This window comes from Actinoplanes sp. NBC_00393, from assembly GCF_036053395.1.
Taxonomy (GTDB): domain Bacteria; phylum Actinomycetota; class Actinomycetes; order Mycobacteriales; family Micromonosporaceae; genus Actinoplanes.
This window is the reverse complement of the sequence record NZ_CP107942.1, coordinates 5,504,511-5,527,695: the sequence shown is the minus strand read 5'-3', so window position 1 is coordinate 5,527,695 and position 23,185 is coordinate 5,504,511. Positions and strand designations below refer to the sequence as shown.

Here is a 23,185-nt window from a genome sequence, read left to right as displayed (position 1 = left end):
CGGGTGAGTGACGACGGGGACCGGCTGCACGTCGCCATCTTCGGCGCCGTCCGGGTCCACCGCGGCGACGCCGAGATGGCCGTGCCCGGCGCCCGGCTGCGCGGCCTGCTGGCCCGGCTCGCCGTCGCGGCCGGGCACCCGGTGCCGCCGGGCATCCTGGTCGACGCGCTCTGGCCCGGGGACCGCCCCACCGACCCGCCCAACGCCCTGCAGTCGCTGGTCTCCCGGCTGCGCCGGCTGCTCGGCGGCGACGCCGTCACCCAGTCCGACGGCGGCTACCAGCTCACCGCCGAGGTCGACGTCACCCGGTTCGAGGGTCTGGCCGCCGCGGGCCGGGCCCGGCTGCGGGCCGGTGATCCGGTCGCCGCCGCCGCGGCGCTGGGGGAAGCCGTCGCCCTGCTGAGCGGCCCGCTCGCCCCGGAACTCGCCGAGGTCGCGCCGGCCCACGCCACCCGGCTCGGGCAGGCGATCGTCGACATCACCGCCGACCTGGCCGAGACCGAGCTGGCACTGGGCCGCGCCGAGCAGGCCGGGGACCGGCTGACCGCATTGTTCGCCGAGCATCCGCTCAACGAACGGGTGGCGGCCCTGCTCGTCGACTGTCTCGCCGAACAGGGACGGCAGGCCGACGCGCTGGCCGTCTACGAGCGGATCCGCGAGGAACTGGCCGAGCAACTGGGCGCGGATCCCGGCGGGGCGCTGCGGGAACGTCATCTTCGGCTGTTGCGCGGTGCCCAACCCGTACAAGTAACGACGCCCAGCAACCTGCCGGCCCCACTGACCAGCTTCGTCGGCCGTGACGACGATCTCGCCCGGATCGACGCGCTGCTGGCCGCGGGCCGGCTGGTCACGGTGCTCGGGCCGGGCGGCGCCGGCAAGACGCGGCTGGCGCTGGAGGCGGCCCGCCGCCGGGCCGGCGCCTACCCGGACGGCACCTGGCTGATCGATCTGGCCTCGGTGACCGAGGCGGCCAAGGTGGGCGCGGCCGTGGTGGCCGCCGCCGGGCTGCGCGGCTCGGCCCTTTTCGAAACCCCCAGCCGGGTACGCCCGGACAGCCTCGACGACCTCGACGTGCTCGCCGAGCGGCTCAGCGGCCGCCGCATCCTGCTCGTCGTCGACAACTGCGAGCACCTCGTCGACGCCGTCGCGCGCCTGACCAGCGCGCTGCTCGTCCGCTGCCCGCACCTGCACGTGCTGGCCACCAGCCGCGAACCGCTGGCGGTGGACGGCGAGGCGCTCGTGCCGCTCGGCCCGCTCGGCCTGCCGGAGCCGGACGCCGAATTCGCCGACGCCGCCCGCACCCCCGCAGTGCGGCTCTTCGCCGAGCGGGCCGGCGCCGTCCGCCCCGGTTTCCGGGTGGACGCCGGCACCGTGGCCGATGTCGTCCGGCTCGTACGCGGTCTCGACGGTCTGCCGCTCGCCCTGGAACTGGCTGCGGCGCGGCTGCGCACCCTCGCCCTGCCCGAGCTGGCGGCCGGCCTGTCCGACCGGTTCCGCCTGCTCACCACCGGCAGCCGCACCGCCCAGCCCCGGCACCGTACGCTGCGCGCCGTCATCGCCTGGAGCTGGAACCTGCTGGCCGGCGACGAGCGCGCCCTCGCCGAACGCGTCGCCGTCCTGCCCGGCGGCGTCACCGCCGAGTCCGCCGCGGCCCTCGCCCCGTTCGCCGCCGCGGACGTGCCCGACCTGCTCGCCGCCCTGGTCGACCGGTCGCTGCTGCAACTCGCGCCGGACGGCCGGTACCGGATGCTCGAGACGATCCGCGAGTACGGCATCGAGCGCCTCACCGAACAGGGCATCCTCGGCGAGGTCCGGGATCTGGCCGCCGACTGGTTCGCCACGTTCCTGGCCCGCTACGACCCGATGCTGCGCACCGCCGACCAGTTCACCGCCGTCCGCCTGCTGCGCGCCGAGTACGACAACGCGCTCGCCGCCCTGCGTCACCTCTGCGACTCCGGCAACGGCCCGGCCGCGATCCGGTTCGCCCTGCACCTGTGCTGGTACTGGCACATGTTCGGCCGCAACACCGACGCCTCCTACTGGCTGACCGCAGCCCTGGCCGTGCCGGGGGAGACCGACGCACTGGCGGCCGACTGCGCGGAGGCCATCCTCTTCCTCAACCGCAGCGGCATCGAGCCGACCCTGATGACCGAGACCGTGGACCAGCGCCGGGTCCGGGTCCGCGCACTGGCCCGGCGGCTCCTCACCCACCCGGACATGCCCGGTGCGACCGGCGCCATCGCCACCTTCGTCCTCTACTTCGGCGAGGAGCACGACGCCGCCGCCGAACGTATCGAGCGGATGATCGCCGGGCCGGATCTCTGGCTGGCCTCGCTCGGCCACATGTTGCGGGCCCAGATCGCCGAGAACGCCGGCGACCTGGGGCTGCTCAGCCTGGACGCCGGCGCCGCGCTCGACGGCTTCCGCCGGATCGGCGACAAGTGGGGCCAGGCCACCGTGCTGCCGCTGCGCGCCCTGATCCGCCAGTACGACGGGGATCTCGACGGCGCCCTGGCCGACCTGCGCACCGCCCGTACCCTGGCCGGCGAGTTCGGCTCCCTGGACATCGCCGACGAGATCTTCATCGACCTGCGCTGGGCCGACCTGCACATGCGGCGCGGCGAACCGGCCGAGGCGACGGCCGCGATCGCCCAGGCCCGGTCGCGTTCCGAACGGTCCGCGTCCCGGGAGCTGTCGCTGCTCGTCGACGCTCTCGAGGCGGGCTTCCTGGCCTGGCAGGGCGAACTCGACCGGGCCGGGGAACTGCTGGCGCGGGCCGGCGCCGGGTTGCACTCGGACGGCATGCCGGTGATGGGCGGCGACCACGGGGTGGCGATCGTCGGCACGATGCGGGCCACCCTCGCGCTGCGCCGCGCCGACCCGGACGGCGCGGAGAAGGCGCTGGCCACCGCCTACCCGGCCGCACTGGAGACCCAGGACATGCCGATCCTGGCGATGGTGTCGGTGGCGGCCGCCGGGCTGGCCGTCCTGCGCGGACGGCACCGCGACGCGGCGGTGCTGCTCGGCGCGGCCGCCCGGCTGCGGGGCTCGCACGACCACACCGACCTGGGGGTGGCCGAGGTGAGTGGCCAGGTGCGGGCGGCGCTGGGGGACGCGGGGTTCGGGGAGGCGTACGCGGCGGGCTGGTCCCTGGACGCGGCAGCCGCGCGGAGTCTCGTCGACCCCGCGCGGCTCAACCAGCCGTCGCTGCCCGCTCAGGCCCGCCGGGAGTAGGCCCGCAGCGCCAGCGGCACGAACACCACCAGCAGCCCGGCCATCCAGGTCAGCGTGGTCGTCAGCGGCCCGGCGACCGGCCCGCTGACCAGCAGCCCGCGGATCGTCTCGACCAGCGGCGTGATCGGGTTGACCTGCACGAACGCCTGCAGCCAACCGGGCAGGGTCTCCGGCGCCACGTACACGTTGCTGCCGAAGGTCAGCGGCAGCACGAGCAGGAACATGATGCCCTGTACGGCGCCCGGCGTGCGGACCATCATGCCGACCCACACCGAGATCCAGCAGAAGCAGAGCCCGAACCCGATCGACAGCGCCACCGCGGCCAGCGCCGGGACGAACCCGGTCTCCACCCGGAAGCCCATGATCGTGCCGAAGCTGAGGAGCGCCACGCAGACCGACAGGTAGCGCACCACGTCGGCGAGGACCGCGCCGACCAGCGGGGCCGAGCGGGACACCGGCAGGGACCGGAACCGGTCGAAGACGCCCTTCTCGATGTCCGCGTTCAGGTTCTGGCCCAGCGCGACCCCGCCCATGGCCAGGGACTGCGCGAGCATGCCGGGTAACAGGAACTGCAGGTACGCGTGCCGGTTGCCGTCCGCGATCGCGCCGCCGAACAGGTACGTGAACAGCAGCAGGAAGATGACCGGCTGGATGGTGACGTCGATCAGCGCTTCCGGCGTACGCAATGTCTTGATCAGGCTGCGGTGCGCGAGTGCGCCGCTGTGCCGTGCCAAAGCGATCGTGCTCATACCAGTTCCTCGGCCTTCTGCTTGCCCGTCAACGTGTGGAAGACCTCGTCCAGGCTGGGCAGATGCAGCGCCAGCTCGGTCACCTCGATGCCCTGCCGGCGCAGCTCCGGCACCACCTCGGCGAGTGCCGCGTCGCCGGCCACCGGCACCGAGGCAGCGCCCGGACGGTTGCCCGCCGCCTCGTCCTTCGCCGCCGTCGTGCCCGGCGCCGCCACCGCGTCCAGCACCCGCAGCACCTCGGGCAGGCGTTCCGGGTCGGACGGGCGGACCCGCAGCGTCTGGCCGCCGACCCGGCGCTTCAGCCCGTCCGCGGTGTCGTGCGCGATCACCCGTCCGTGATCCACCACCACGATCTCGTCGGCGAGCGCGTCCGCCTCCTCCAGGTACTGCGTGGTCAGCAGCACGCTCGCACCCCGCGCCACCTGCGAACGGACGACGCCCCACATGTCCTCGCGCTTCGCCGGGTCCAGCCCGGTCGTCGGCTCGTCCAGGAAGATCACTTCGGGGCGGCCGACCAGGCTCGCCGCGAGGTCGAGACGGCGGCGCATGCCACCGGAGTAGGTCTTCGCCGGCCGCTGCGCGGCCTCCATCAGCCCGAACCACTCCAGCAGTTCGTCGGCGCGGCGCCGGGCGTCACGGCCCGTCATGTCCAGCAACCGGCCGATCAACACCAGATTCTGTACGCCCGTCAGGTCCTCGTCGACCGACGCGTACTGACCGGTCAGCCCGATCCGGCGGCGTACCTCCTGCGGCTTCTTCAGCACGTCGATGCCGGCCACGAACGCGCTGCCCTCGTCCGGGCGCAGCAGGGTGGCCAGCACGCGTACCGCGGTGGTTTTGCCCGCGCCGTTCGGCCCGAGCACGCCGAGCACGGTGCCCCGGCGCATGGCCAGGTCGACACCGTCCAGCGCCTGGGTGGCGCCGAACCGTTTCCGCAGCCCTTCGGCGCGGACCACGAGATCTTCCACTCTTCGTCCCTCCGTGTCCGCCGGGCAGATCCCACCCGGCACCACTCGAGGTTCGCGGCCCGCGCTGGCACGGCCCGCACACGGCGCTGTCAGCCGCCCGCATCCCGCTGTCACGCCGCCGGACCGGCGACTGTTGCTGCCGGTAGCCGTGCCGGTACCGTGTTTCTTCCGGCGGTTTGTCGTACCTGGCCTTACAACAGGCTGCTTACGACGGCGAGTCGGGTCTCGACGAGTGCCGGGCCTCGATGGAAGGCTCTCTCTACGGCGAGGAGCGTCCGCAGGAGGTAGTGATCACTGTTCCCCAACCCGATGATCTCGGGCACGAAGAGGCGTTCCTCAACGCGATCGACGAGACCATCAGAGAGTTCCACGACGGCGACCTCGTCGAGGGCACCGTCGTCCGCGTCGACCAGGAGGAGGTACTGGTCGACATCGGCTACCGGTCCGAGGGGGTGCTGCCCGCCCGCGAGCTGTCGATCAAGCCGGTCGCGCATCCGTCCGAGGTCGTGTCGGTCGGCGACCACATCGAGGCCCTGGTCCTCACGAAGGAGGACAAGGACGGCCGCCTGATCCTGTCGAAGAAGCGGGCCGACGCCGAGCGGGCGTGGCAGAGCATCGAGAAGATCAAGGAGGACGACGGTGTCGTACGCGGCCCGGTCGTCGAGATCGTCAAGGGCGGTCTGATCCTCGACGTCGGTCTGCGCGGCTTCCTGCCGGCCTCCCTGGTGGAGATGCGGCGGGTCCGTGACCTGCGCCCCTACCTGGGCCGTGAGCTCGAGGCGAAGGTCATCGAGCTGGACAAGGCACGTAACAACGTGATCCTGTCCCGCCGGGCCTGGCTCGAGCAGTCCCAGTCCGACGTGCGCAGCGACTTCCTCCACAAGATCCGCAAGGGTCAGGTCCGCCGGGGCATCGTCTCCTCGATCGTCAACTTCGGCGCCTTCGTGGACCTGGGCGGTGTCGACGGCCTGGTGCACATCTCCGAGCTGTCCTGGACCCCGATCGGCCACCCGTCCGAGGCGGTCGCGGTGGGTCAGGAGGTCGAGGTCGAGGTGCTCGACATCGATTTCGACCGGGACCGGGTCTCGCTGTCGCTGAAAGCGGCGCAGGAGGACCCGTTGCGCCACTTCGCCCGGACCCACGCGATCAACCAGATCGCCGGCGGCCGGATCACCAAGCTGGTGCCGTTCGGCGCGTTCGTCCGGCTGGACGACGGTGTCGAGGGCCTGGTGCACGTCTCCGAGTTGGCCGACCAGCACATCGAGGTGCCCGAGCAGGTCGTGCAGGTCGGCGCCGAGATCCTCACCAAGATCCTGGACATCGATCTGGAACGCCGCCGGGTCTCGCTTTCGCTCAAACAGGCCGACGCGGAGTATCGCGAGGGCGACGAGTTCTTCGACCCGACGCTGTACGGGATGGAGGCGGCCTACGACAACGAGGGCAACTACATCTACCCGGAGGGCTTCGACCCGGAGAGCGGCGAGTGGCTGGAAGGCTTCGACGAGCAGCGTGAGACCTGGGAGAACCAGTACGCGCAGGCCCGCGAACTGTGGGAGGCCCACGGCCGGCAGGTGCAGGCCCGCCGCGAGGCCGAGCCGCTGCCCCCGCCGCCGGTCCGCCCGGTGACCGAGCGGCGCAGCGAACGGCAGGGGGACAGGCGCGGCGAACGGCAGGCCGACCGGCGCACCGAGCGACGGTCGGAGAGCCCGGCCCCGGCCGCGCAGTCGGTGGACGAGGCGTTGCAGGCCCTGCGCGACAAGCTCGCCGGCGGACGGGACCAGGCGTGACCGGCATCAGCATCGAGGTGGTCGAGGCGGAAGGCGGTCAGCGGCGCCAGATCAGCCCGCGGCACCGCGAGATCCAGACCTTCGCCGACCGCCGGCCGGATCTGGAGGAGGTCATCGCCACCGCCATCGGGATCGGCGAGGCGGCGGCGAAGAACCTCTCCGCCGATGGTGAGGGCGCGCTGAGCGTGGAGATCAAGCTGGGCATCGCGCTCGCCGACGGTGGCGGGGCGTTGATCACCGCGCCGACCACCGACGGCGCGATCCAGCTGACCCTCAAGGTCGAACGGCGCGGTTAGGGTGCCTGCTCGGCGGCGGGTGCCGGGCGAGGTACGGGCGGTGCGGTGTACGCCGCCGGTCTGTGCTTGCGGACACCGAACTCCTCGCGCGCGGCCCGCTGGAACCCGGCGTGCGCGGCATGGCAGGCCTGGTCGACGGCCGGCCAGTCGGCGGACGGGTTGTGCCACAGGCGCTGCGCGGCGGCCAGCATCGTGTCCAGGGCCGCGGACGTCGCGCGCTTCTTGGTGATCAGCGCCGCCGCGCTGTAGGCCGCCAGGAAGTCGGTGCTGCGTGCCTCGGCCCGCTCGGCGGTCAGGGCCGAGCGCCCGCGGCTGTCGAAGCCGTCCCAGAGCAGGTAGAAGGTCTCGGCCACCTTCGCGTACGACTTGTGGCGGGCGTCGTCCCACTGGCGGCGTGAGCTGGACCGGGCGTTGATCCACTGGCCGAACAGGTTGGCCAGAAACGCGCCGATGATCGCCCCGAGGGCGCCGATCGCGGCGGCGGTGAGAACGGCCTGCGGCTGCGTGAGCTTGTCCCAGAACTCCACAGCCTCATGCTAGAGAGCCCAGGCCGAGTACCGCCCGGCGCAGGCGGGTACCGCAAGTCCATGACGGACCAGACTCTGATCATCCTGGGCGCCAGCGGCGACCTGACCGCCCGGCTGCTGCTCCCCGGCCTCGGCGCGCTGCTCGCCACCGGCCAGGTACCCGGACTGTCGCTGATCGGCGCGGCCCGCGACGACTGGGACGACGCGCGGTGGCGGCGCCGGGTGCAGGAGTCGTTCGGCGAGGGCGTCGCCACCGAGGTGGCCGGGGCGGCCCGCTACCTGCCGGCCGACGTCACCGAGGCCGGCGACCTGCGCCGGGTTCTCGACGCGGCGACCGGCCCGGTGGCGATCTTCTTCGCCCTGCCGCCGGCGATCACCGCCCGGGCCTGCGACGCCCTGGCCGAAGTGGACCTGCCGGAGGGTACCCGGCTGGTGTGCGAGAAGCCGTTCGGCATTGACGGCGACGCCGCGGCCGCGCTGAACAAGGCGCTGTCCCGGCTGGTGCCCGAGGAGCAGATCCACCGGGTGGACCACTTCCTCGGCAAGTCCACCGTCCTGAACATCCTCGGCCTGCGCTTCGCCAACCGGATCTTCGAACCGCTGCTCGACGCCACCAACGTCGCTTCGGTCGACATCGTCTTCGACGAGAAGCTCGCCCTGGAGGGCCGGGCCGGCTACTACGACCACGCCGGCGCGCTCGCCGACATGATCCAGAGCCATCTGCTGCAGATCCTCGCGCTGCTCGCCATGGAGGCGCCGACCACGCTGGGCGCCGCCGAGTTCCGCGACCACAAGGCCGACGTGCTGCGCGCCACCCGGCCTTTCCATGACGATCCGGCGGCCTGCAGCCGCCGGGCCCGCTACACGGCCGGCACGCTCGAGGGACGGGAGCTGCCCGCGTACGCCGACGAGCCCGGCGTCGACCCGTCCCGCGAGACCGAGACGCTCGCCGAACTGGTCGTCACGGTCGACAACTGGCGCTGGGCCGGGGTGCCGTTCCGGTTGCGCTCGGGCAAGGCGGTCGGCAACAGCCGCAAGGAAGCCGTGATCACCTTCAAGCGGCCGCCGCGGATCCCGGACGGCCTGCACGGCTGCGACCAGCCGGACCGGCTGCGGATCGGCTTCGGCCCGGACCGCCTCGCCCTCGACTTCAACATCAACGGACCGGGCGACCCGTTCGAGCTCGACCCGGTCAGCCTGGAGGCAGCCTTCGGCCCCGGCGACCTGCCGCCCTACGGCGAGGTCCTGCGCGGCGTCTTCGAGGACGACCCGACCCTGTCGGTCCGCGGCGACACCGCCGAACAGTGCTGGCGCATCGTCGCCCCGGTGGTCGCCGCCTGGCGCGCCGGCGCCGTGCCGCTGCTCGAGTACCCGGCCGGCAGCCCCGGCCCCGAAGACTCCCTGCTCACCTGAACCCACGCGGCTGGCTCAGCCGCTTCCCTACGACGGCGACCGTCGTGTACGGCACGACGAAGCTGTCGTCCAGCGCGGCGCCGACCGCGTCGAGGACCTCGGCCAGTGGCTCCGGCGGGAGACGGGTCAGCAGGCCGGAGGTCGGCAGCTGGTCGAGCCACTCGGCCCGGGTGTAGCGCCGCTCCCAGCGGATCTGCCACTGCTCCGGCTCGCCGAATCCGCCGGCCTCCCGGATGCCCTGGACGGCCTTGTCGAGCAGCAGCTGATAGCCGTCCAGCGGGGTGCGGCCGGGCTGTGGTGTCAGGTCGAACGGGGCGTCCGGAAGCAGCCGCCGGACCGTTGCAGCGAGGGCCCCGGCGGCTGCGGTCGGCGGCTCGGGCACGTGCCAGAACGCCGCCAACAGGCCGCCCGGCCGCAGGATCCGGGCCGCCTTGGCCGCGCCGGCGACCGGGTCGACCCAGTGCCAGCTCGTGCCGGCGACCACCGCGTCGAAGCGCCGGCCGGCCGGCTCCCAGTCCTCGAACGTGGCTGTTTCGACTTGCAGGCCGCGGCTTCGGGCGTACCCCGCCATCCGCTCGTCGGGCTCGATGCCCAGCACGCGGCACCCGGCCTGCTGGAACTGCCGCGTCGCGGTCCCGGTGCCGCAGCCGACGTCGGCCAGCTCGGGCCCGGGCGCGGCGGTGGAGATCCGGCTGATCAGCTCGTCGGGATAGGGCGGCCGGGTGCGGTCGTAGCGTTCGGCGTCCGCGCCGAACGACTCGGCGATGCGCCGCTGCTCATAAGGTCGGCTCGGTAGAGTGGGCATGTGCCCACCATAGTGGGCAAGTGCCCACTATGAAAGGGAATCCTCGGTGCCGACCGGTGTGGCCCTGCGCGACGTGCGCGAACAACTCTTCGCGGCGGCCGATCGGATCCTGCTGAGCGAGGGGCCGACCGGGCTGACCAGCCGCGCGGTCACCGACAGCGCGGGCTGTGCCAAGGGGGTGCTGCACCGGCACTTCGCCGATTTCGACGCGTTCCTGGCGGAGTACGTGCTGGACCGCGCCACCCGGCTGGACACCTCGCTGGCCGACTCCGCGGGCACCGGCACGGTCGTCGACAACGTGACCGCGGCTCTGACCGGGGTGTTCGAGTCGGTCGCGGTCGCCATCGTCGCGCTGATCACCTTCCGCGACGAGTTGCGTGCCCGGCTCCGGGACACCTGGCCGGCCGGCGTCCCGGTGCTCACCGAGGCCTGCGAGATGATCGGCCGCTATCTCGCCGAGGAACGCGCGCTCGGCCGGCTCGCGGCGAACGCTGACGTCGACACCCTCGCGGCCGTGCTGATCGGCAGCACGCACCTGCTCTTCGCCGACCGGACCGGCGACCGCCCCGGCCCCGCCACCGTCCGCCACACCGTCACCACAGTCCTGGGCGCAGTCCTCAACCCCGGCTGACGCTGAGCGCTGCCTTGGGAGCCGGGAGGCAGCACTGAGCGTCAGCCGGCGGAAGTCGGCTGACGCTGAGCGCTGCTTCCGGAGCCGGGAGGCAGCACTGTCAGTCAGCCGCTGATACTGCGCGCCTGGCCTGCCAGCGGTAGGCGGCGCCGGCCCACGAGACTGCCACGAGCACCGCGACCAGGGCCTGCATCAACCCCGCGTACCGCTCCGGGTAGATGATCCCGGTCAGGTAGGTGTCGATGAAGCCGCGCTCCAGCCCCGCGCTACCGGCCTGCTCGCGGGCCCGGTCCTCGACCCAGGTCAGCGGGCAGTTGAACCCGAACACCACGGTCGACAGCCCCCACACCGCGGCGAGCAGGTGCAGCCAGATCGCCCACGGCCAGCGCCACGCCAGGAAACCGCCGAGCACCACCCAGGCGAGGAACGCGAAATGGACGACCATCGTGGCATCGGCCAGGATTCGGTATCCCATACCAGTCAGTGTCCGCCCGTATCGTGCGTAGGGAAGGAGGCACCGGCCGTGGAGACGTCGGGCGATCCCCAGCAGGCCCGGGCGGCGTATGCCCGCCAGGCGTGGCTGCACGCCTCCGACCTGTTTGCACGTGCAGACGCGGTCGCCGCTCTGCCACCGTCCGATCTGGAGTTGGCGGCCGAGGCCGCCGAGATGTCCGGACGCGGAGACGAGGCAGTGCGCCTGCTGCGCCGGGCCTATCTGGGGTACGCCGAAACCGGCGCGATCGGCCCCGCCCTGCGCAGCGGCTACTGGCTGTGCAAGGCGCTGTTCTGGGCCGGCGACCTGGGCCAGTCCAACGCCTGGCAGACCCGCGCCCTGCAACTCGCCGCCACCGCCGCTCCCACGCCGGAACACGGCTACCTCGACCTGCTGGCCGGCGAACAGCACCTGCGGGCCGGCCGCCGCGCCGCCCTCCTGGAGACCGCCGAACGGCTGGCGGCGCAGGCCCGCGCCGGTCCGGACGCCGACCTGTGCGCCGGCGCCGCGATGCTGCACGGGATGGCCCTGCTCAACCACGACCGGATCGACGCCGGCCTGGCCCAGCTCGACGAGGCGATGGTGGCCGCCGTCGACGGTCTGCTCACCGCCCGGGCCACCGGCATGATCTACTGCGCGGTCATCGGGGCCTGCCAGGACCTGTACGAGCTACGCCGCGCCAAGGAGTGGACCCGGGCCCTGGCCGGCTGGTGCGACGCCCAGCCCGAGTTCACCGGCGCCTACCGGGGACTGTGCCGGCTGCACCGCGTCGCCGTCCTGACCCTGACCGGCGGCTGGCCCGACGCCGTCCGCGAGGCCCGCGCCGCCTGCGCCCAGCTCACCGCGGGGTTCGGCGAGATGGTCGCCGGTGGCGCGTACTACCAGCTCGCCGAGGTGCACCGGCTGCGCGGCGAGGTCGGTGAGGCGGACCGGGCGTACCGGGAGGCGCTGCGCCGCGGCTGGAACATCCAGCCTGGCCTCGCCCTGCTGCGGCTGGCCCAGGGGCGGACCCGCGCCGCCGACGCCGGCATCCGCCGCGCCCTGGCCGAGGCGGAGCAGCCCCTGACCCGGGCCCGGCTGCTTCCCGCCGCGGTGGAGATCCTGGTGGCGGCCGGCGACCGGGAGACCGCCGAGCAGTGCGCGGCGGAACTGACCGCGATCGCCGCCCGCTACGGCACCACCGCCCTGACCGCGATGGCCGCGCACGCCACCGGTTCGGTACGGCTGGCCGGCGACCAGGCCGCCACCGCCCTGCCGCCGCTGCGTGAGGGCTTCCGGCTGTGGCGGGATCTGGAAGCGCCGTACGAGGCGGCGCGCAGCCAGACCCTGATCGGCGTGGCCTGCCGCGAACTCGGCGACGACGACGCCGCGACCATGGAACTGGACGCGGCCGAGCAGGTCCTGCGGCGGCTGGGCGCGACCCCGGCCGTACGCCGGTCCGAGCCGCACGGCCTCACCTCGCGCGAACTCGAAGTGATCCGGCTGCTCGCCCAGGGCGGCACCAACCGGGAGATCGCGGGGCAGTTGCGGCTCAGCGAGAAGACCGTGGCGCGGCACGTCAGCAACATCTTCGGCAAGCTCGGCGTGGGGTCGCGGACGGCGGTGGCGGCTTACGCGTACGAGCATCGCCTGGTCTGAATTGCCCAGCCACCGCCGAACGTCTGGGTAATGATGCCGAAGCGCGCCCGGCGCGCGCCGGCGCACTCTGAGCCGATGACCGAACAGATCGAGACGGTGATCGTCGGCGGCGGACAGGCCGGCCTCGCCACCGGCTACCACCTGCGTAAACGCGGCCGCCCACACCTCATTCTGGAGGCCGCCGAGCGGATCGGCGACTCCTGGCGGCGGCGCTGGGACTCGCTGCGGCTGTTCACCCCGGCCCGCTACAGCGCGTTGCCGGGCCTGCCGTTCCCCGCGCCGGCCTGGACGTTTCCCACCCGCGACGAGTTCGCCGAGTACCTGGCCGGCTATGCGGAACGGTTCCGGCTGCCGGTGCGCACCGGCCAGGCGGTGCGCCGGCTGAGCAGCGACGGTTCCGGTTACCTGGTGGAGACAGATCATTCCCGGTACGCCGTACGCAACGTCGTCGTCGCCACCGGTTTCGACCAGCTGCCCCGCCTGCCCGAGTTCGCCCCGGGCCTCGACGCGGGGATACGGCAGCTGCACTCGGCGGAGTACCGGCATCCCGGCCAGTTCGGTGCGGGGACCGTGCTCGTCGTGGGCGCCGGCAACTCCGGGGCCGATCTTGCGCTGGAGCTCACGCGTACCCATCAGGTGTTGTTGTCCGGACGCCATCCCGGGCACCTGCCGTGGCGGATCGAACGCAGCCTGACCCCGCTGCTCTGCCCGCCGGTCTTCTTCGCCTTCCGGCATCTGCTGACCGTGCGCACGCCGCCGGGACGGCGGCTGCGGCCATACGTCCACGCGCACAGCGGCCCCCTGATCCGGGTGCGCCCCGCCGACCTGGCCGCCGCCGGAGTCACCCGGGTGCCACGCGTGACCGGCGTCCGGGGCGGCCTCCCGGCCCTCGCCGACGGCCGGACCGTGCCGGTGAGCAACATCCTCTGGTGCACCGGATATCGCCCCGACCTGCGCTGGATCGACCTCCCCGGCTTCGACGGGCTGTCGCATCATCGCGGGGTCGTCGCCGGGCATCCCGGCCTCTACCTGGCCGGCTGGATCTTCCAGTACGCCCTGGCCTCGTCGATGATTCAGGGCGTCGGGCGCGATGCCGCCTACATCGCTCGGCGAATCGCGATTAATTCCATTGCCGGTGTTCCGAGCCGGGTCTAGGTTGGTCCTCAACACCGACCGGGAAGGATCAAGTCATGAACCGTCAGCTCAGTCTTTCCCGCGGCAGTCTGCTGACGCTTCGGTGGCGCGATTGACCGGTTTCCCGGTGATCGTCGCGCCGCCCTCCCCATCGGGATAGGGCGGCGCTTTTCATTCGTCTCACATGTCTCCGTAGCTCAGCGGAAAGAGCACCGGATTACGGATCCGGGTGTCGGGAGTTCGAATCTCTCCGGGGACGCTTGTGGCTGTACCTCTGCCGTCTCACCACGGCGGAGACTCGGGTTCAAGGCCCGGCAGCCACTTTCGCAGGCCCGGGTAGCCCAACGGCAGGAGGCACGCCGCTCAGAACGGCGGAAGTGCGCGTTCGAATCGCGCTCCGGGTACGCAAGGGTTCGTCTTGAATGGAGAGCTGGCCGAGTGGCCTAAGGCGGCGGATTGCTAATCCGCAGCAGAGGCGAATGCCTCTGCCGGGAGTTCGAATCTCCCGCTCTCCGCGTTTCGGCCGCCGCCTTCACGAGGCGGCGGCCGGTGGCTCGGCCCCACTCGCCGACACTGCGGGCACGCGTGACCGAGAGTCAACGGGTGCGTTCGGCCGCGAGCCCACCTCGGATCGGCCGGCGGCGTCGATCGGCGCGCCGACACAGCCGGTGACGTCGAGCATGTCGGCCAGATCCGGCGGCCACCAGTTGGAGTGCTCGGCCCACAACGCACGCAGGGCCGGACTCGTCCGCAACACATCGGTCGCATAAGTGCACCACGCCTGGTGCACACCATCGCCGGGCAGCAGGAGACCCGTGTGCAGCCCTGCGTAGATCGCGTCGGCGAAAAGGTCCGCGGTGGCTTTCACACGTGATCGCTCGGGCTCGTTCTCGGGCACCGGCTTCGAGTCGAAGAAATACGGGCGCAGTTCGGGGTGCTGGACAAAGAGGATCAGCACATTCTGCAGCATGGATGCCGGCCCATGGTCTGCCTGGACGACAGCGGAACTGACTTTCAGTCGCGTCTGCTTGACCAGCATCCGAGTCTGCCAGCTGGTGATGATGAGTGATCCCAGCACACCGAGAATTCCGGCTAGGGTGGCCCACTGAACGATCATCGCAGTCTCCCCTCGTCCGTTTTCCCATTAGGGCACACGCCGGCAAGTTGCACCGGTCCAGGTCGAATCCGTGCCGGCCCGGCTTGATCAGCCAGTCGGGTTCAGCCCTCGCCTTGCCCCGGAAGGCGCCGACGGGCGATTCTGCGGTGGGGGAACCCTCGAAGGGGGTGAGCCGTGGGCAAAGTCGTCGCCGCACTGTCCATGTCGCTGGACGGCTTCGTCGCCGACGAGAACGACGGCGTCGCCGAACTGTTCGGCTGGTATCAGAACGGGGACGTGGAAGTTCCCAGCGCCGATCCGCGCTGGACCTTTCACGTGACCGAGGCGAGCGCCGCGATCCTGCGGCCGGCGCTGACCGCCTGCGGGGCGCTGATCTGCGGCCGGCGGCTGTTCGACCGCACCGACGGCTGGGGCGGCCGGCACCCGGCGGGCTGCCCGGTCTTCGTGGTCAGCCACACCGTCCCGCCCGGCTGGCCCCGCGCCGACTCGGCGACCGCGTTCTTCCCCGACCCGATGACCGCGCTGGAAGCCGCGCAGGTTCAGGCCGGCACCCGGGTCGTCGGCATCTCCACACCGGGGCTGACCCGGCAGTACCTCGACGCCGGCCTGCTCGACGAGATCACTGTGTCGCTCGTACCGGTGCTGCTCGGCGACGGCATCAGCTTCTTCGACGGTCTGACCGTCGCCCCGATCCGCCTCGCCGACCCGGACGTCATCGCCGGTCGCGGCGTCACCCACCTCACTTACCGGGTCATTCGATAGCCAGCTTTGTCAGGAATCGGAAGAAATGCGGGTCGAAGTGCGCCGGATCGGCCGCGTGGAGCTCGGCCGGCGACCACCAGCGCACCCCACGGAACTCACCCTGATCAGGGGTCAAGGCTTGATCAGACCGCAGATCGAGTACGAACCACAGGCTCACATCGGTGTGCCCGGCATCGATCCCGACGGTACGCGTGACCGTCAGGAACAGCGGCTGCTCGCCCAGGCTGCCCGTCACCCCGAGCTCCTCCTCGACCTCGCGGGACGCGGTGACCAGCGGATGCTCGTCCACCTCCACGTGACCGCCCGGCGGCAGCCACAGCCCGGCGTTGACGTGGTCGACGAGCAGCACCTTCCTGGCGGCGGGGTCGACCGGCACCACGTACGACACCAGGTGCTGCCCGGGCGTGGCCGGTTTGACCCGCCGGAACACGTCGTCGGTGCTGAGCAGCCAGGTCCGTGCGTGCGCCCGGTGCTCGGCTTCCAGATTGTCGGCCGGCTCGAGCGCCGACACCATGTCGTAGACCACCGCCACCGAGGGACGCATCCGAGCATGATGGCATCCCCACCGGCTGGGCGGGGCCCCCGACGCGCGGACGGCACAATGGCGGCCATGATCGTACGCATCACGCAGCTCACCGACCCGGCCCACAGCCCACCCGGCGCCCGCCTGGCCTGGCTTGCTGCCGGCGCCGACGGCCGCCCCTTGGGCACCGCGTTCCTGCGGCTCCCCGCCGACGGCAAGGTGGCCGACCTGGAACTACGCGTACACCCCGCCGAACGCCGCGCCGGCGTAGGCACCCGGCTGCTCGACGCAGTAGCCGCAGCAGCCACCGACCTGGACCTGTCCGGCCTCCTCACCGAGCCGGTCCAGGAGAACAGCGAGGCCGACGCCTTCTACCAGGCCCGATCCCTGCGGCGGGTACTGGCCCTGACCTACACCCGCCTCCCCCTGAACGAGGCCGGCACTATCGCCCCAGCGGCCGCCATCGCCCCAGCGGCCGCCATCGGCCCAGCGGCCGCCATCGCCCCAGCGGCCGCCATCGGCCCAGCTGCCACCACCGCCCCACCTGCCGCCATCGCCCCACCGGCCACTACCGCCTCACCTGCCGCCACCGCTCCACCAGCCGCCGCACCCAACCCAGCCACCGCGACCCCGACTGGCGCCGCGAGCACGCCGTCCCCTACGGCCCCCACCACCACGGTGAGCGGCCCGGCGGTGGACGGGTATCGGCTGGTCCACTGGGAGGGAACGGTGCCGGACGAGCTGGCGGAGACATTCGCCCGGTCGCGCCGGGCGATGGACGACATGCCGATGGACGATGCCGGCTACACCCCGCAGCCATGGGACGTGGCACGGCTGCACGCGATCGCCGAGGCCGTCGCCAAGCGCAACGAAATCCTCTGCACCACGGCAGCAGTCGCTCCCAACGGTGAGATAGCCGGCTTTACCGAACTGGTCGTCCCCGCCGACGGCCAGGGCGACGGCCAGCATTACGGCACCGGCGTGCTGCCCGAACATCGCAGCCGAGGCCTGGCCCGCTGGATGAAAACCGAAGCGATCGCCCTGGCCCGAGTCCGCTTCCCCACACTGGCCGGCCTGCTGGCCGACACCGCCGACAGCAACACCGCCATGCGGCGAATCAACGACGAACTCGGCTACCGTCCCGTCTACCGCAGCTACCTCTACCAGCTCGACCTCTCTCCACCCGTCTCTCCACCCGCCTGAACGCCCCCGCACCCCGGACCGATGGGGCCGCAGCCCGCCTCCGCCCTGATTACCTGCCCAGCGACGGCCGAGGGTGGCGAGCCGTCGCTGAGGCCGGTTTCGAGGGCTTGAGTCCCTGTGTGCGACGCTGAGGGTGGCGAGCGAGATGCTGAATCGTTTCTTTGCGGGCGTATGCGTGGGCTCGTAATTCCTAATAGCAAATTTCTGATGGTATTCGGGCAGAATCTGAAAATCAGCGACCGTTGAAATGGCAACCCGTTGTCGCCGGACCTGCGAAGTTCTGTCGGTAGGACCCTATGTCCTCGCCAGTTGGTCCCTGAATCCGATCGACGTTCCAATCGCTTTAGTATCGAGCGCTGCCGCTCACAGCGTCCCGATTCATGCGCTGGCATTGCGGCGTCCGCCACACCGAATCGGTAAGAGCCGCGGCGCGCGAAGCCAAACCAATCGCGTTTCACGGCGCATGGTGGCTGGGCCCGTTGCGGTTGCGGCGCGTGGGGCTTGGCCCGTCGCGCGCCGAGGACGATGGCGGTCCGGCCGGGGCTGACACGGATCCGGCTCGTTCCGCATCTCGAACGCCCACTGGGAGCGGCTGGGGCGCATGGGGCTTGGCCCGTCGCGCGCCGGGGAGGATGCCTTTCCCGCCGGGGCCGACATGAATCCGGCTCGTTCCGCACCTCGAACGCCCACTGGCAGCGGCGCTTGGGCTCAAGTCCGTTGCTACCGCGGCGCGTAGGGCCGGATCCGCTACGGCTGGGGGCGCGCGGGCTGGGCTCGGCTGCAGCGGCGGCGCCTTGGGCTGGATCTGTTCCGGCCGTCGTGCGTCGTGCTGGGTCGGTCGTGGCGCGCTGGGCCGGCGTCGGCCGGTCGTTGGCTGCCTGATCGTGTTGCCGCGGTGCGTCTGGAGCAGGAAGTTTGCTCGAGGTGGATGCGCTGCGTTCCACCTGTTCCGAGAAGAAATCCGGACGAGGTGGGTCAGTTCGGGCCGCCGATGCATCCGGTGGGTCCGCAGAGGCCGGCGTGGCGGAAGTGGGCGCAGACGCGCTCGGTTCGCGGACTCGACGGTGCTGTGGCGGAGTGGACCCAGGCGTTCTGGGTGAGCGGACGGCGCGGTCGTCCGGGCGCGCGCTGGGTTCGGAAAGCGGATTGTCGTGGAGGCGTGCACGAACCCGGGAGTGTTGGGAGGGGGTCGTCCCCAACTTGCTGGATCCGGAGGACTGCGCCGGGGTGCTGTCGGCGCACGGGGTTGCCGTTCGTGGGCCACTGGCTGCACCGCGCGCCCGACTCAGGCGGTCGGCGTGGCGTCGGCGGAGGCCCCATGCGCGATGGCGCTCATGCTCACGGCGGAATTCTTCGGCGGCTGGAGAATAGTTGCGCGATGCAGTCCGGTCACGCATTTCGGCCAATTGTGCCGTAGTGAAGAACTGCATCTGTCGCATGTAGATATTATCCCTCAACCGCGCTCTAAAACCCAGACCAAATATTGTTTGATCATGCCAAATCTGAGGTGCCGAGCAAGGAGCCCTGTTGGGGCCGAATTGCTGGCCGCAGTGCCGCCGAGATTGGGCGCGGCCGCCGCTAGAAACCGTGCGGCCGGCATTGATTGCGGAGCGGAGTGCAGCGGAGCGGAGTGCAGCGGATTGGAGCGGAACGGATTGGAGCGGAACGGATTGGAGCGGAACGGATTGGAGCGGAACGGATTGGAGCGGAACGGAACGATCGATTCCGTTCTGTTCGGTGATGAGCGGCAGGGCGGGCGCGGTGAACGTGGACATCCGGCCGGGCGCGGTTGCGGGGGTGGACCATCGCAGAACGGAACGAAGGATTCCGGTCTGTTCGGCGGCTGCGTGCGGCGCGGTGGTGTGGTGTGGGCGAGAGGGGCTTGCGCGGACCCGGGTGGCGCGGTTGGTCAGCGGTCGGAGGGTGCCGAGCGGAACGGTGGAGACTGGATTCCGGGGCCGGTGCTTGGAAGGGCAGCCGAAGCTCGCTGCGGCACCCGGCCGCGGAGCGGCGACCCCACGGTCTGCGGTCACCAGGCTCGTTACGTGCGGACATTGTGAAGCGGTAACCCACCACATGCGAGAGGTCATGGGGCGAGGGTTGCGCCGCAGGGAACGCGCTGCATGCGGGACGTCATGAAGCCGGAGACCCGGTGCATGCGGGAGGCCACGGACGGGGATCGCGCTGCATACCGGGGGCGAGACGGGGATCGCGCGGCATGCCGGGCGGCGAGGCGGGGATCGCGCTGCATGTGGAGGGCAAGGGGGATCGTGCTGCCACCGGGGAGTTGTGGGCGGTGATCTCTAGCTACGCGGAGTTGCGCGGGCGAAGTTCCCGCTACGTGCAGAAGCTGCGGCGCTAGAGGCGCATTGCGTGCGGAGGGCTGCGGCGCTATAGGCGCGTTGCGTGCGGAGGGGCTGGGGGGCGTTGCGTGCGGAGGGGCTGGGGGCGTTGCGTGCGGAGGGGCTGGGGGCGTTGCGTGCGGAGGGCTGCGGCGCTGGGGGCGCGTTGCGTGTGGAGGGCTGCGGCGCTGGGGGCGTGTTGCGTGCGGAGGGCTGCGGTGCTGGGGGCGTGTTGCGTGCGGAGGGCTGCGGCGCGGGAAAGGTGCTGCGTGCGGGAGGTTGATGGGAATCGCGGCGCGAGGGCAGGGCGGAAATGTGTTGACGGGGGTGGGAGCGTGGCGGCGTGCGTGGGTTTGAGGAATTGATTGCGGAAGCCGGCTCGGTTGATGTTTCCGGGTGGGACTTTGGGTGGCTGGAAGGGCGGGCCACTGAGGAGCGGCCGCCCTGGGGGTATTCGGGGATGGTGGCGGGGCGGCTTCCTGAGGTGGGGGCTGCGCTGGATCTTGACACGGGAGGTGGGGAGATCGTTGCTGGGGTGGCGGAGCTGCCTCGGCGGATGGTGGTTACTGAAGGGTGGCGGCCGAATTTTGAGCGGGCCCGGCGGCTGTTGGAACCGCGCGGGGTTGAGGTGGTTCACGTGGCGCCGGGGGACGGGCTGCCCTTTGAGGATGGGGCGTTTGATCTTGTGACGAGCCGGCATCCGGTTGAGCCGGCTTGGGGGGAGATCTCTCGGGTGCTGCGGGACGGGGGGAGTTATCTGGGGCAGCATGTGGGGCCCGCGTCCGCGTACGAATTGATCGAGTTCTTTGTGGGGCCGTTGTCTCGGGAGAATTTGGATCGGGATCCGGAGCGGGAGGCTGCGGCGGCCAGGGAGGCTGGGCTGGAGATCGGTACGCTGCGGACTGCGCGGTGCCGGATGGAATTCTTTGACGTGGGGGCTGTGGTCTACATCCTGCGCAAGTGTGTCTGGTGGGTGCCGGATTTCAGCGTGGAGCGGTATTCGGAACGGCTGAGAGAACTGGACGCGCTGATCCGTGAGCAAGGGGTGTTCGTCGCCCATTCGACCCGTACCTTGATCGAGGCGACGGCAGTATCGTCGCGGCGGTGAGTGGCGGGTTCGGGGGGCGGGTGCGCGAGTTGCGTACCGCGGCGGGGTTGACCCTGGAAGGGCTGGCGGAGGCCGCCGGGGTGAGTGTTCGGGCTATCAGTGACATGGAGCGTGGGCTGAGCCGGATGCCGCGGCCGCGCACGGTGGCTGCGTTGGCTCGTGCTCTGGATCTGCCCGCTGCGGCGGGTGAGGCGCTGCTGGCGTTGGCCCGGGAAGCGCGAGGGGCGGCGGCGGGTGGTCGGCGCCGGTCTACTGACCTTCCGCGTACGGATGGCGTGTTCATCGGGCGGGAGGAAGCGCTGGCCCGGATCGCCGAATACGCGGCCGGTGGAGGCGCTGGGCAAACGAGCGCGGCCGAACAAACGAGCGCAGCCGGGCAAACGAGCGCGGCCGGGCAAACGAGCGCGGCCGGGCAGGCGGGCGCGGCCGGGCAGGCGGGCGCGGCCGGGCAGGCGGGCGCGGCCGGGCAGGTGAGCGTGGCCGGGCAGGCGGGCGCGGCCGGGTATGGGGAGTGGCGCCGGTTGCGGTTGTGCACGGGGCGCCCGGTGTAGGGAAGACCGCGCTTGCGCTTCGGGTGGCTGAGCTGCACCGGGAGCGGTTTCCGGATGGGCTGATCTATCTGGATCTGCGCGGGGTCGATGCTATGCCGATGACTGCTGGGGAAGCGCAGACCCGGCTGCTGCGGGCCCTCGCTGTCAGCCCGAGGCAGATTGCTCAGGACGCCGGGGAGCGGACCGGGCAGCTGCGGGCTGTGCTTCGGCACCGGCGGTGCCTGATCATTCTGGACAACGCGGCCGATGAGGCGCAGGTCCGGCCGCTGCTGCCGGGCGGCGGTGGCAGTCTCGTGCTGGTGACGAGCCGGCGGGCGCTCGGTGGGCTGGAGGCGGTGCTGCGGATCGGGCTGGCGCCGTTCACCGTGACTGAGTCGGCGGAGCTTCTGCGGGCGCTGGCCGGGCCGGGTAGTGGGACGGATGAGGAGGTTGCGCGGGTGGCGTACCTCTGCGGGCATCTGCCCTTGGCGCTGCGGATCGTGGGGCGCCCTGGTGGGGCGATGGGCCGCTTGGCCGCGCTGCTTGCGGACGCCGATCGGCGGCTGAGCGTGCTCAACGGGGTGGAGGCCGCGTTCGAGGTCTCCTACCGGCGGCTGCCGGCGGGGGCGCGGCTGCTGTTCCGGCGGGCCGCGCATATCGTGACCGGCTCTTTCTCGGTGGATGCGGCGGCCGTGCTGGCCGGCGGCGACCGGCATCAGGCCGCGGCCCGCGGCGACCGGCACGAGGCTGCGGCCGGCGGCGACCGGCACGAGGCTGCGGCCGGCGTCGACCGGCGTGAAGGTGCGGCCGGCGGCGACCGCTACGCAGCTGAGGACCTCTGCGACCACCTCGTCGAATGCGGCCTCCTGCAACCGGACGGGCAAGACCGCTACCGGCTGCACGACCTCCTCCGCCTGTTCGCCGCGGCCCGCCTGCGCGCCGAGGAGCCGGAAACCACCCGAGCGCGCACCGAAGAAGCCCTCACCACCTGGTATCTCGAGACCGCGATCGCAGCCGGCCGCTGGTTCGAACCCGCCTACGGGCAGGCGCCGCCGACCTGGGCCGGCCGGGTTCCGCTGGACAGCGCGGAGCAGGCGCAGGACTGGCTGCAGACCGAACTCGACGGCTGGCATGCGGCGCTGAGGAAAGCGGCCGCAGCCGGGGAGCACCAGCGCGTCGTGGACGTCGCCGAAGCGCTGCACTGGTATTCGGACCGCACCTTCAGCACCGAGCCGTGGACCGCGGTGTACGAGCTGTCCCAGCAGGCCGCAGCGCAACTGCCGGACCGCCGACCGGAAATCGTCCATCGCAACTATCTGGCCTGGGCCTACGCCATGTGTGATCGCCGGTACGCCGAGAGCTATCAGCAGGCGATGCTGGCCCACGAACTGGCGGTGGAGATCGGCGACGTCCGGGAACAGGCGGCCGCCCTCGCCTACGGGGCGACCGCGCTGCGCCGGCTCGACGACTTCGGCCGGGCGTACGAGCTGTACCAGCGCTCCCTCGAGCTGTCCGAGGCGGCCGGCGACCACGACGCGTACGTCAACACCATGGTCGCCGTCGGCCTGTGCCACGAGAACCAGGGCCGCAGCGCCGAGGCGGCGGAGCAGTACCGCCGTGTCCTGACCGAATTGGATCGCCGCCCGGTCGCTGCGAGCCCCGCGCAGATCGCCCGGGTCACCGCGTCCATCTACCTGGGCCGGGTGCTGGCCGACGCGGGTCGCTGGGCGGAAGCGCTCGACGCCGCCGAGGCGGCTCGGCCGCTGGCCGAGGAGTACGGCGAGACGTTCCTGCGCGGCCAGGCCGTTCTGGTGCTCGGCTGGGTGTGCGCGGCGACCGGCGACGCCGAACGGGCCCAGCAACTGTTGCGGGCGGCGTCCCGGCTGCTCAACGGTTCTGCCTAACGTTCTGCATGGTCTTTCCCG

At 71.7% G+C, this 23,185-nt stretch carries 19 protein-coding genes and 3 tRNA genes; 15 read left to right on the top strand and 7 right to left on the bottom strand.

Going from position 1 to position 23,185, the window contains the following annotated elements; translation table 11 throughout:
• Window positions 1-3 precede the first annotated feature (3 nt).
• Window positions 4-3,234 (top strand): AfsR/SARP family transcriptional regulator, encoded by a 3,231-nt coding sequence (locus OHA21_RS25800; RefSeq protein WP_328477938.1) that lies wholly within the window; start codon window positions 4-6, stop codon window positions 3,232-3,234.
• Here the strand turns inward: OHA21_RS25800 and OHA21_RS25795 are convergent.
• Window positions 3,216-3,983, bottom strand: a complete 768-nt coding sequence (locus tag OHA21_RS25795) for an ABC transporter permease (protein WP_328477936.1) — start codon at window positions 3,981-3,983, stop codon at window positions 3,216-3,218. The genes OHA21_RS25800 and OHA21_RS25795 overlap by 19 nt on opposite strands.
• On the bottom strand, window positions 3,980-4,951 hold the full coding sequence (locus OHA21_RS25790; protein WP_328477934.1) for an ATP-binding cassette domain-containing protein: 972 nt from the start codon (window positions 4,949-4,951) through the stop codon (window positions 3,980-3,982). Before OHA21_RS25790 ends, OHA21_RS25795 begins: the two co-directional genes overlap by 4 nt.
• Before the next feature lie 176 nt (window positions 4,952-5,127).
• On the opposite strand from OHA21_RS25790, the gene rpsA reads away from it, so the two are divergent.
• Window positions 5,128-6,738, top strand: coding sequence for a 30S ribosomal protein S1 (gene rpsA, locus OHA21_RS25785; RefSeq protein WP_328477932.1), 1,611 nt, complete (start codon window positions 5,128-5,130; stop codon window positions 6,736-6,738).
• Window positions 6,735-7,034 (top strand): hypothetical protein, encoded by a 300-nt coding sequence (locus OHA21_RS25780; RefSeq protein WP_328477930.1) that lies wholly within the window; start codon window positions 6,735-6,737, stop codon window positions 7,032-7,034. The genes rpsA and OHA21_RS25780 overlap by 4 nt, the downstream gene beginning before the upstream one ends.
• On the opposite strand, the gene OHA21_RS25775 is transcribed toward OHA21_RS25780, so the two are convergent.
• Window positions 7,031-7,561 (bottom strand): hypothetical protein, encoded by a 531-nt coding sequence (locus tag OHA21_RS25775; RefSeq protein ID WP_328477928.1) that lies wholly within the window; start codon window positions 7,559-7,561, stop codon window positions 7,031-7,033. The genes OHA21_RS25780 and OHA21_RS25775 overlap by 4 nt on opposite strands.
• Window positions 7,562-7,621: 60 nt before the next feature.
• Between OHA21_RS25775 and OHA21_RS25770 the strand changes: the two genes are divergently transcribed.
• Window positions 7,622-8,974, top strand: coding sequence for a glucose-6-phosphate dehydrogenase (locus tag OHA21_RS25770; RefSeq protein ID WP_328477926.1), 1,353 nt, complete (start codon window positions 7,622-7,624; stop codon window positions 8,972-8,974).
• Here the strand turns inward: OHA21_RS25770 and OHA21_RS25765 are convergent.
• Window positions 8,967-9,779, bottom strand: a complete 813-nt coding sequence (locus tag OHA21_RS25765) for a class I SAM-dependent methyltransferase (RefSeq protein WP_328477924.1) — start codon at window positions 9,777-9,779, stop codon at window positions 8,967-8,969. The genes OHA21_RS25770 and OHA21_RS25765 overlap by 8 nt on opposite strands.
• A gap of 46 nt (window positions 9,780-9,825) precedes the next feature.
• Here OHA21_RS25765 and OHA21_RS25760 point away from each other — a divergent pair, with 46 nt between their 5' ends.
• Window positions 9,826-10,410 carry a TetR/AcrR family transcriptional regulator gene (locus OHA21_RS25760; protein ID WP_328477922.1) on the top strand — a complete coding sequence of 195 codons (585 nt, stop codon included), beginning with the start codon at window positions 9,826-9,828 and terminating at the stop codon, window positions 10,408-10,410.
• Window positions 10,411-10,510: 100 nt separating this feature from the next.
• Here the strand turns inward: OHA21_RS25760 and OHA21_RS25755 are convergent, their stop codons facing one another.
• Window positions 10,511-10,885 carry a DUF2784 domain-containing protein gene (locus OHA21_RS25755; protein WP_328477920.1) on the bottom strand — a complete coding sequence of 125 codons (375 nt, stop codon included), beginning with the start codon at window positions 10,883-10,885 and terminating at the stop codon, window positions 10,511-10,513.
• Window positions 10,886-10,933: 48 nt separating this feature from the next.
• Between OHA21_RS25755 and OHA21_RS25750 the strand changes: the two genes are divergently transcribed.
• From OHA21_RS25750 to OHA21_RS25730, 5 genes are all read left to right on the top strand, one after another.
• Window positions 10,934-12,541 (top strand): response regulator transcription factor, encoded by a 1,608-nt coding sequence (locus OHA21_RS25750; RefSeq protein ID WP_328477918.1) that lies wholly within the window; start codon window positions 10,934-10,936, stop codon window positions 12,539-12,541.
• A gap of 75 nt (window positions 12,542-12,616) precedes the next feature.
• Window positions 12,617-13,696 (top strand): flavin-containing monooxygenase, encoded by a 1,080-nt coding sequence (locus OHA21_RS25745; protein ID WP_328477916.1) that lies wholly within the window; start codon window positions 12,617-12,619, stop codon window positions 13,694-13,696.
• 165 nt (window positions 13,697-13,861) lie between these two features.
• A tRNA-Arg gene (locus OHA21_RS25740) sits at window positions 13,862-13,934 on the top strand.
• 71 nt (window positions 13,935-14,005) lie between these two features.
• A tRNA-Leu gene (locus OHA21_RS25735) sits at window positions 14,006-14,079 on the top strand.
• A 20-nt stretch (window positions 14,080-14,099) separates the two neighbouring features.
• Window positions 14,100-14,190, top strand: a tRNA-Ser gene (locus OHA21_RS25730).
• Window positions 14,191-14,207: 17 nt separating this feature from the next.
• On the opposite strand, the gene OHA21_RS25725 is transcribed toward OHA21_RS25730, so the two are convergent.
• Complete coding sequence (locus OHA21_RS25725; protein WP_328477914.1) at window positions 14,208-14,792, bottom strand: hypothetical protein; 585 nt, start codon at window positions 14,790-14,792, stop codon at window positions 14,208-14,210.
• A gap of 174 nt (window positions 14,793-14,966) precedes the next feature.
• Here OHA21_RS25725 and OHA21_RS25720 point away from each other — a divergent pair, with 174 nt between their 5' ends.
• A complete protein-coding gene (locus OHA21_RS25720; RefSeq protein ID WP_328477912.1) occupies window positions 14,967-15,554 on the top strand; it encodes a dihydrofolate reductase family protein in 588 nt (195 codons plus the stop codon).
• Here OHA21_RS25720 and OHA21_RS25715 read toward each other — a convergent pair.
• Complete coding sequence (locus OHA21_RS25715) at window positions 15,544-16,098, bottom strand: NUDIX hydrolase (RefSeq protein WP_328477910.1); 555 nt, start codon at window positions 16,096-16,098, stop codon at window positions 15,544-15,546. The two genes, OHA21_RS25720 and OHA21_RS25715, sit on opposite strands and share 11 nt — an antisense overlap.
• Window positions 16,099-16,164: 66 nt before the next feature.
• Between OHA21_RS25715 and OHA21_RS25710 the strand changes: the two genes are divergently transcribed.
• The 4 genes from OHA21_RS25710 (at window position 16,165) to OHA21_RS25695 (ending at window position 23,164) form a co-directional block, all read left to right on the top strand.
• Complete coding sequence (locus OHA21_RS25710; protein WP_328477907.1) at window positions 16,165-17,280, top strand: GNAT family N-acetyltransferase; 1,116 nt, start codon at window positions 16,165-16,167, stop codon at window positions 17,278-17,280.
• Window positions 17,281-19,965: 2,685 nt separating this feature from the next.
• On the top strand, window positions 19,966-20,730 hold the full coding sequence (locus OHA21_RS25705) for a class I SAM-dependent methyltransferase (RefSeq protein ID WP_328477905.1): 765 nt from the start codon (window positions 19,966-19,968) through the stop codon (window positions 20,728-20,730).
• Window positions 20,727-21,281, top strand: coding sequence for a helix-turn-helix domain-containing protein (locus tag OHA21_RS25700; RefSeq protein ID WP_328477903.1), 555 nt, complete (start codon window positions 20,727-20,729; stop codon window positions 21,279-21,281). The genes OHA21_RS25705 and OHA21_RS25700 overlap by 4 nt, the downstream gene beginning before the upstream one ends.
• Window positions 21,242-23,164: a tetratricopeptide repeat protein gene (locus tag OHA21_RS25695; protein WP_328477901.1), complete on the top strand. Its 1,923-nt coding sequence runs from the start codon at window positions 21,242-21,244 to the stop codon at window positions 23,162-23,164. The genes OHA21_RS25700 and OHA21_RS25695 overlap by 40 nt, the downstream gene beginning before the upstream one ends.
• Window positions 23,165-23,185: the final 21 nt, after the last annotated feature.

What these genes read in the sequence shown, in the direction of transcription:
- OHA21_RS25795 (WP_328477936.1), bottom strand. Translation starts at nt 3,983, where the DNA reads ATGAGCACGATCGCTTTGGCACGGCACAGCGGCGCACTCGCGCACCGC.
- OHA21_RS25770 (WP_328477926.1), top strand. Translation starts at nt 7,622, where the DNA reads ATGACGGACCAGACTCTGATCATCCTGGGCGCCAGCGGCGACCTGACC.
- OHA21_RS25765 (WP_328477924.1), bottom strand. Translation starts at nt 9,779, where the DNA reads ATGCCCACTCTACCGAGCCGACCTTATGAGCAGCGGCGCATCGCCGAG.
- OHA21_RS25755 (WP_328477920.1), bottom strand. Translation starts at nt 10,885, where the DNA reads ATGGGATACCGAATCCTGGCCGATGCCACGATGGTCGTCCATTTCGCG.
- OHA21_RS25745 (WP_328477916.1), top strand. Translation starts at nt 12,617, where the DNA reads ATGACCGAACAGATCGAGACGGTGATCGTCGGCGGCGGACAGGCCGGC.
- OHA21_RS25725 (WP_328477914.1), bottom strand. Translation starts at nt 14,792, where the DNA reads ATGATCGTTCAGTGGGCCACCCTAGCCGGAATTCTCGGTGTGCTGGGA.
- OHA21_RS25715 (WP_328477910.1), bottom strand. Translation starts at nt 16,098, where the DNA reads ATGCGTCCCTCGGTGGCGGTGGTCTACGACATGGTGTCGGCGCTCGAG.
- OHA21_RS25710 (WP_328477907.1), top strand. Translation starts at nt 16,165, where the DNA reads ATGATCGTACGCATCACGCAGCTCACCGACCCGGCCCACAGCCCACCC.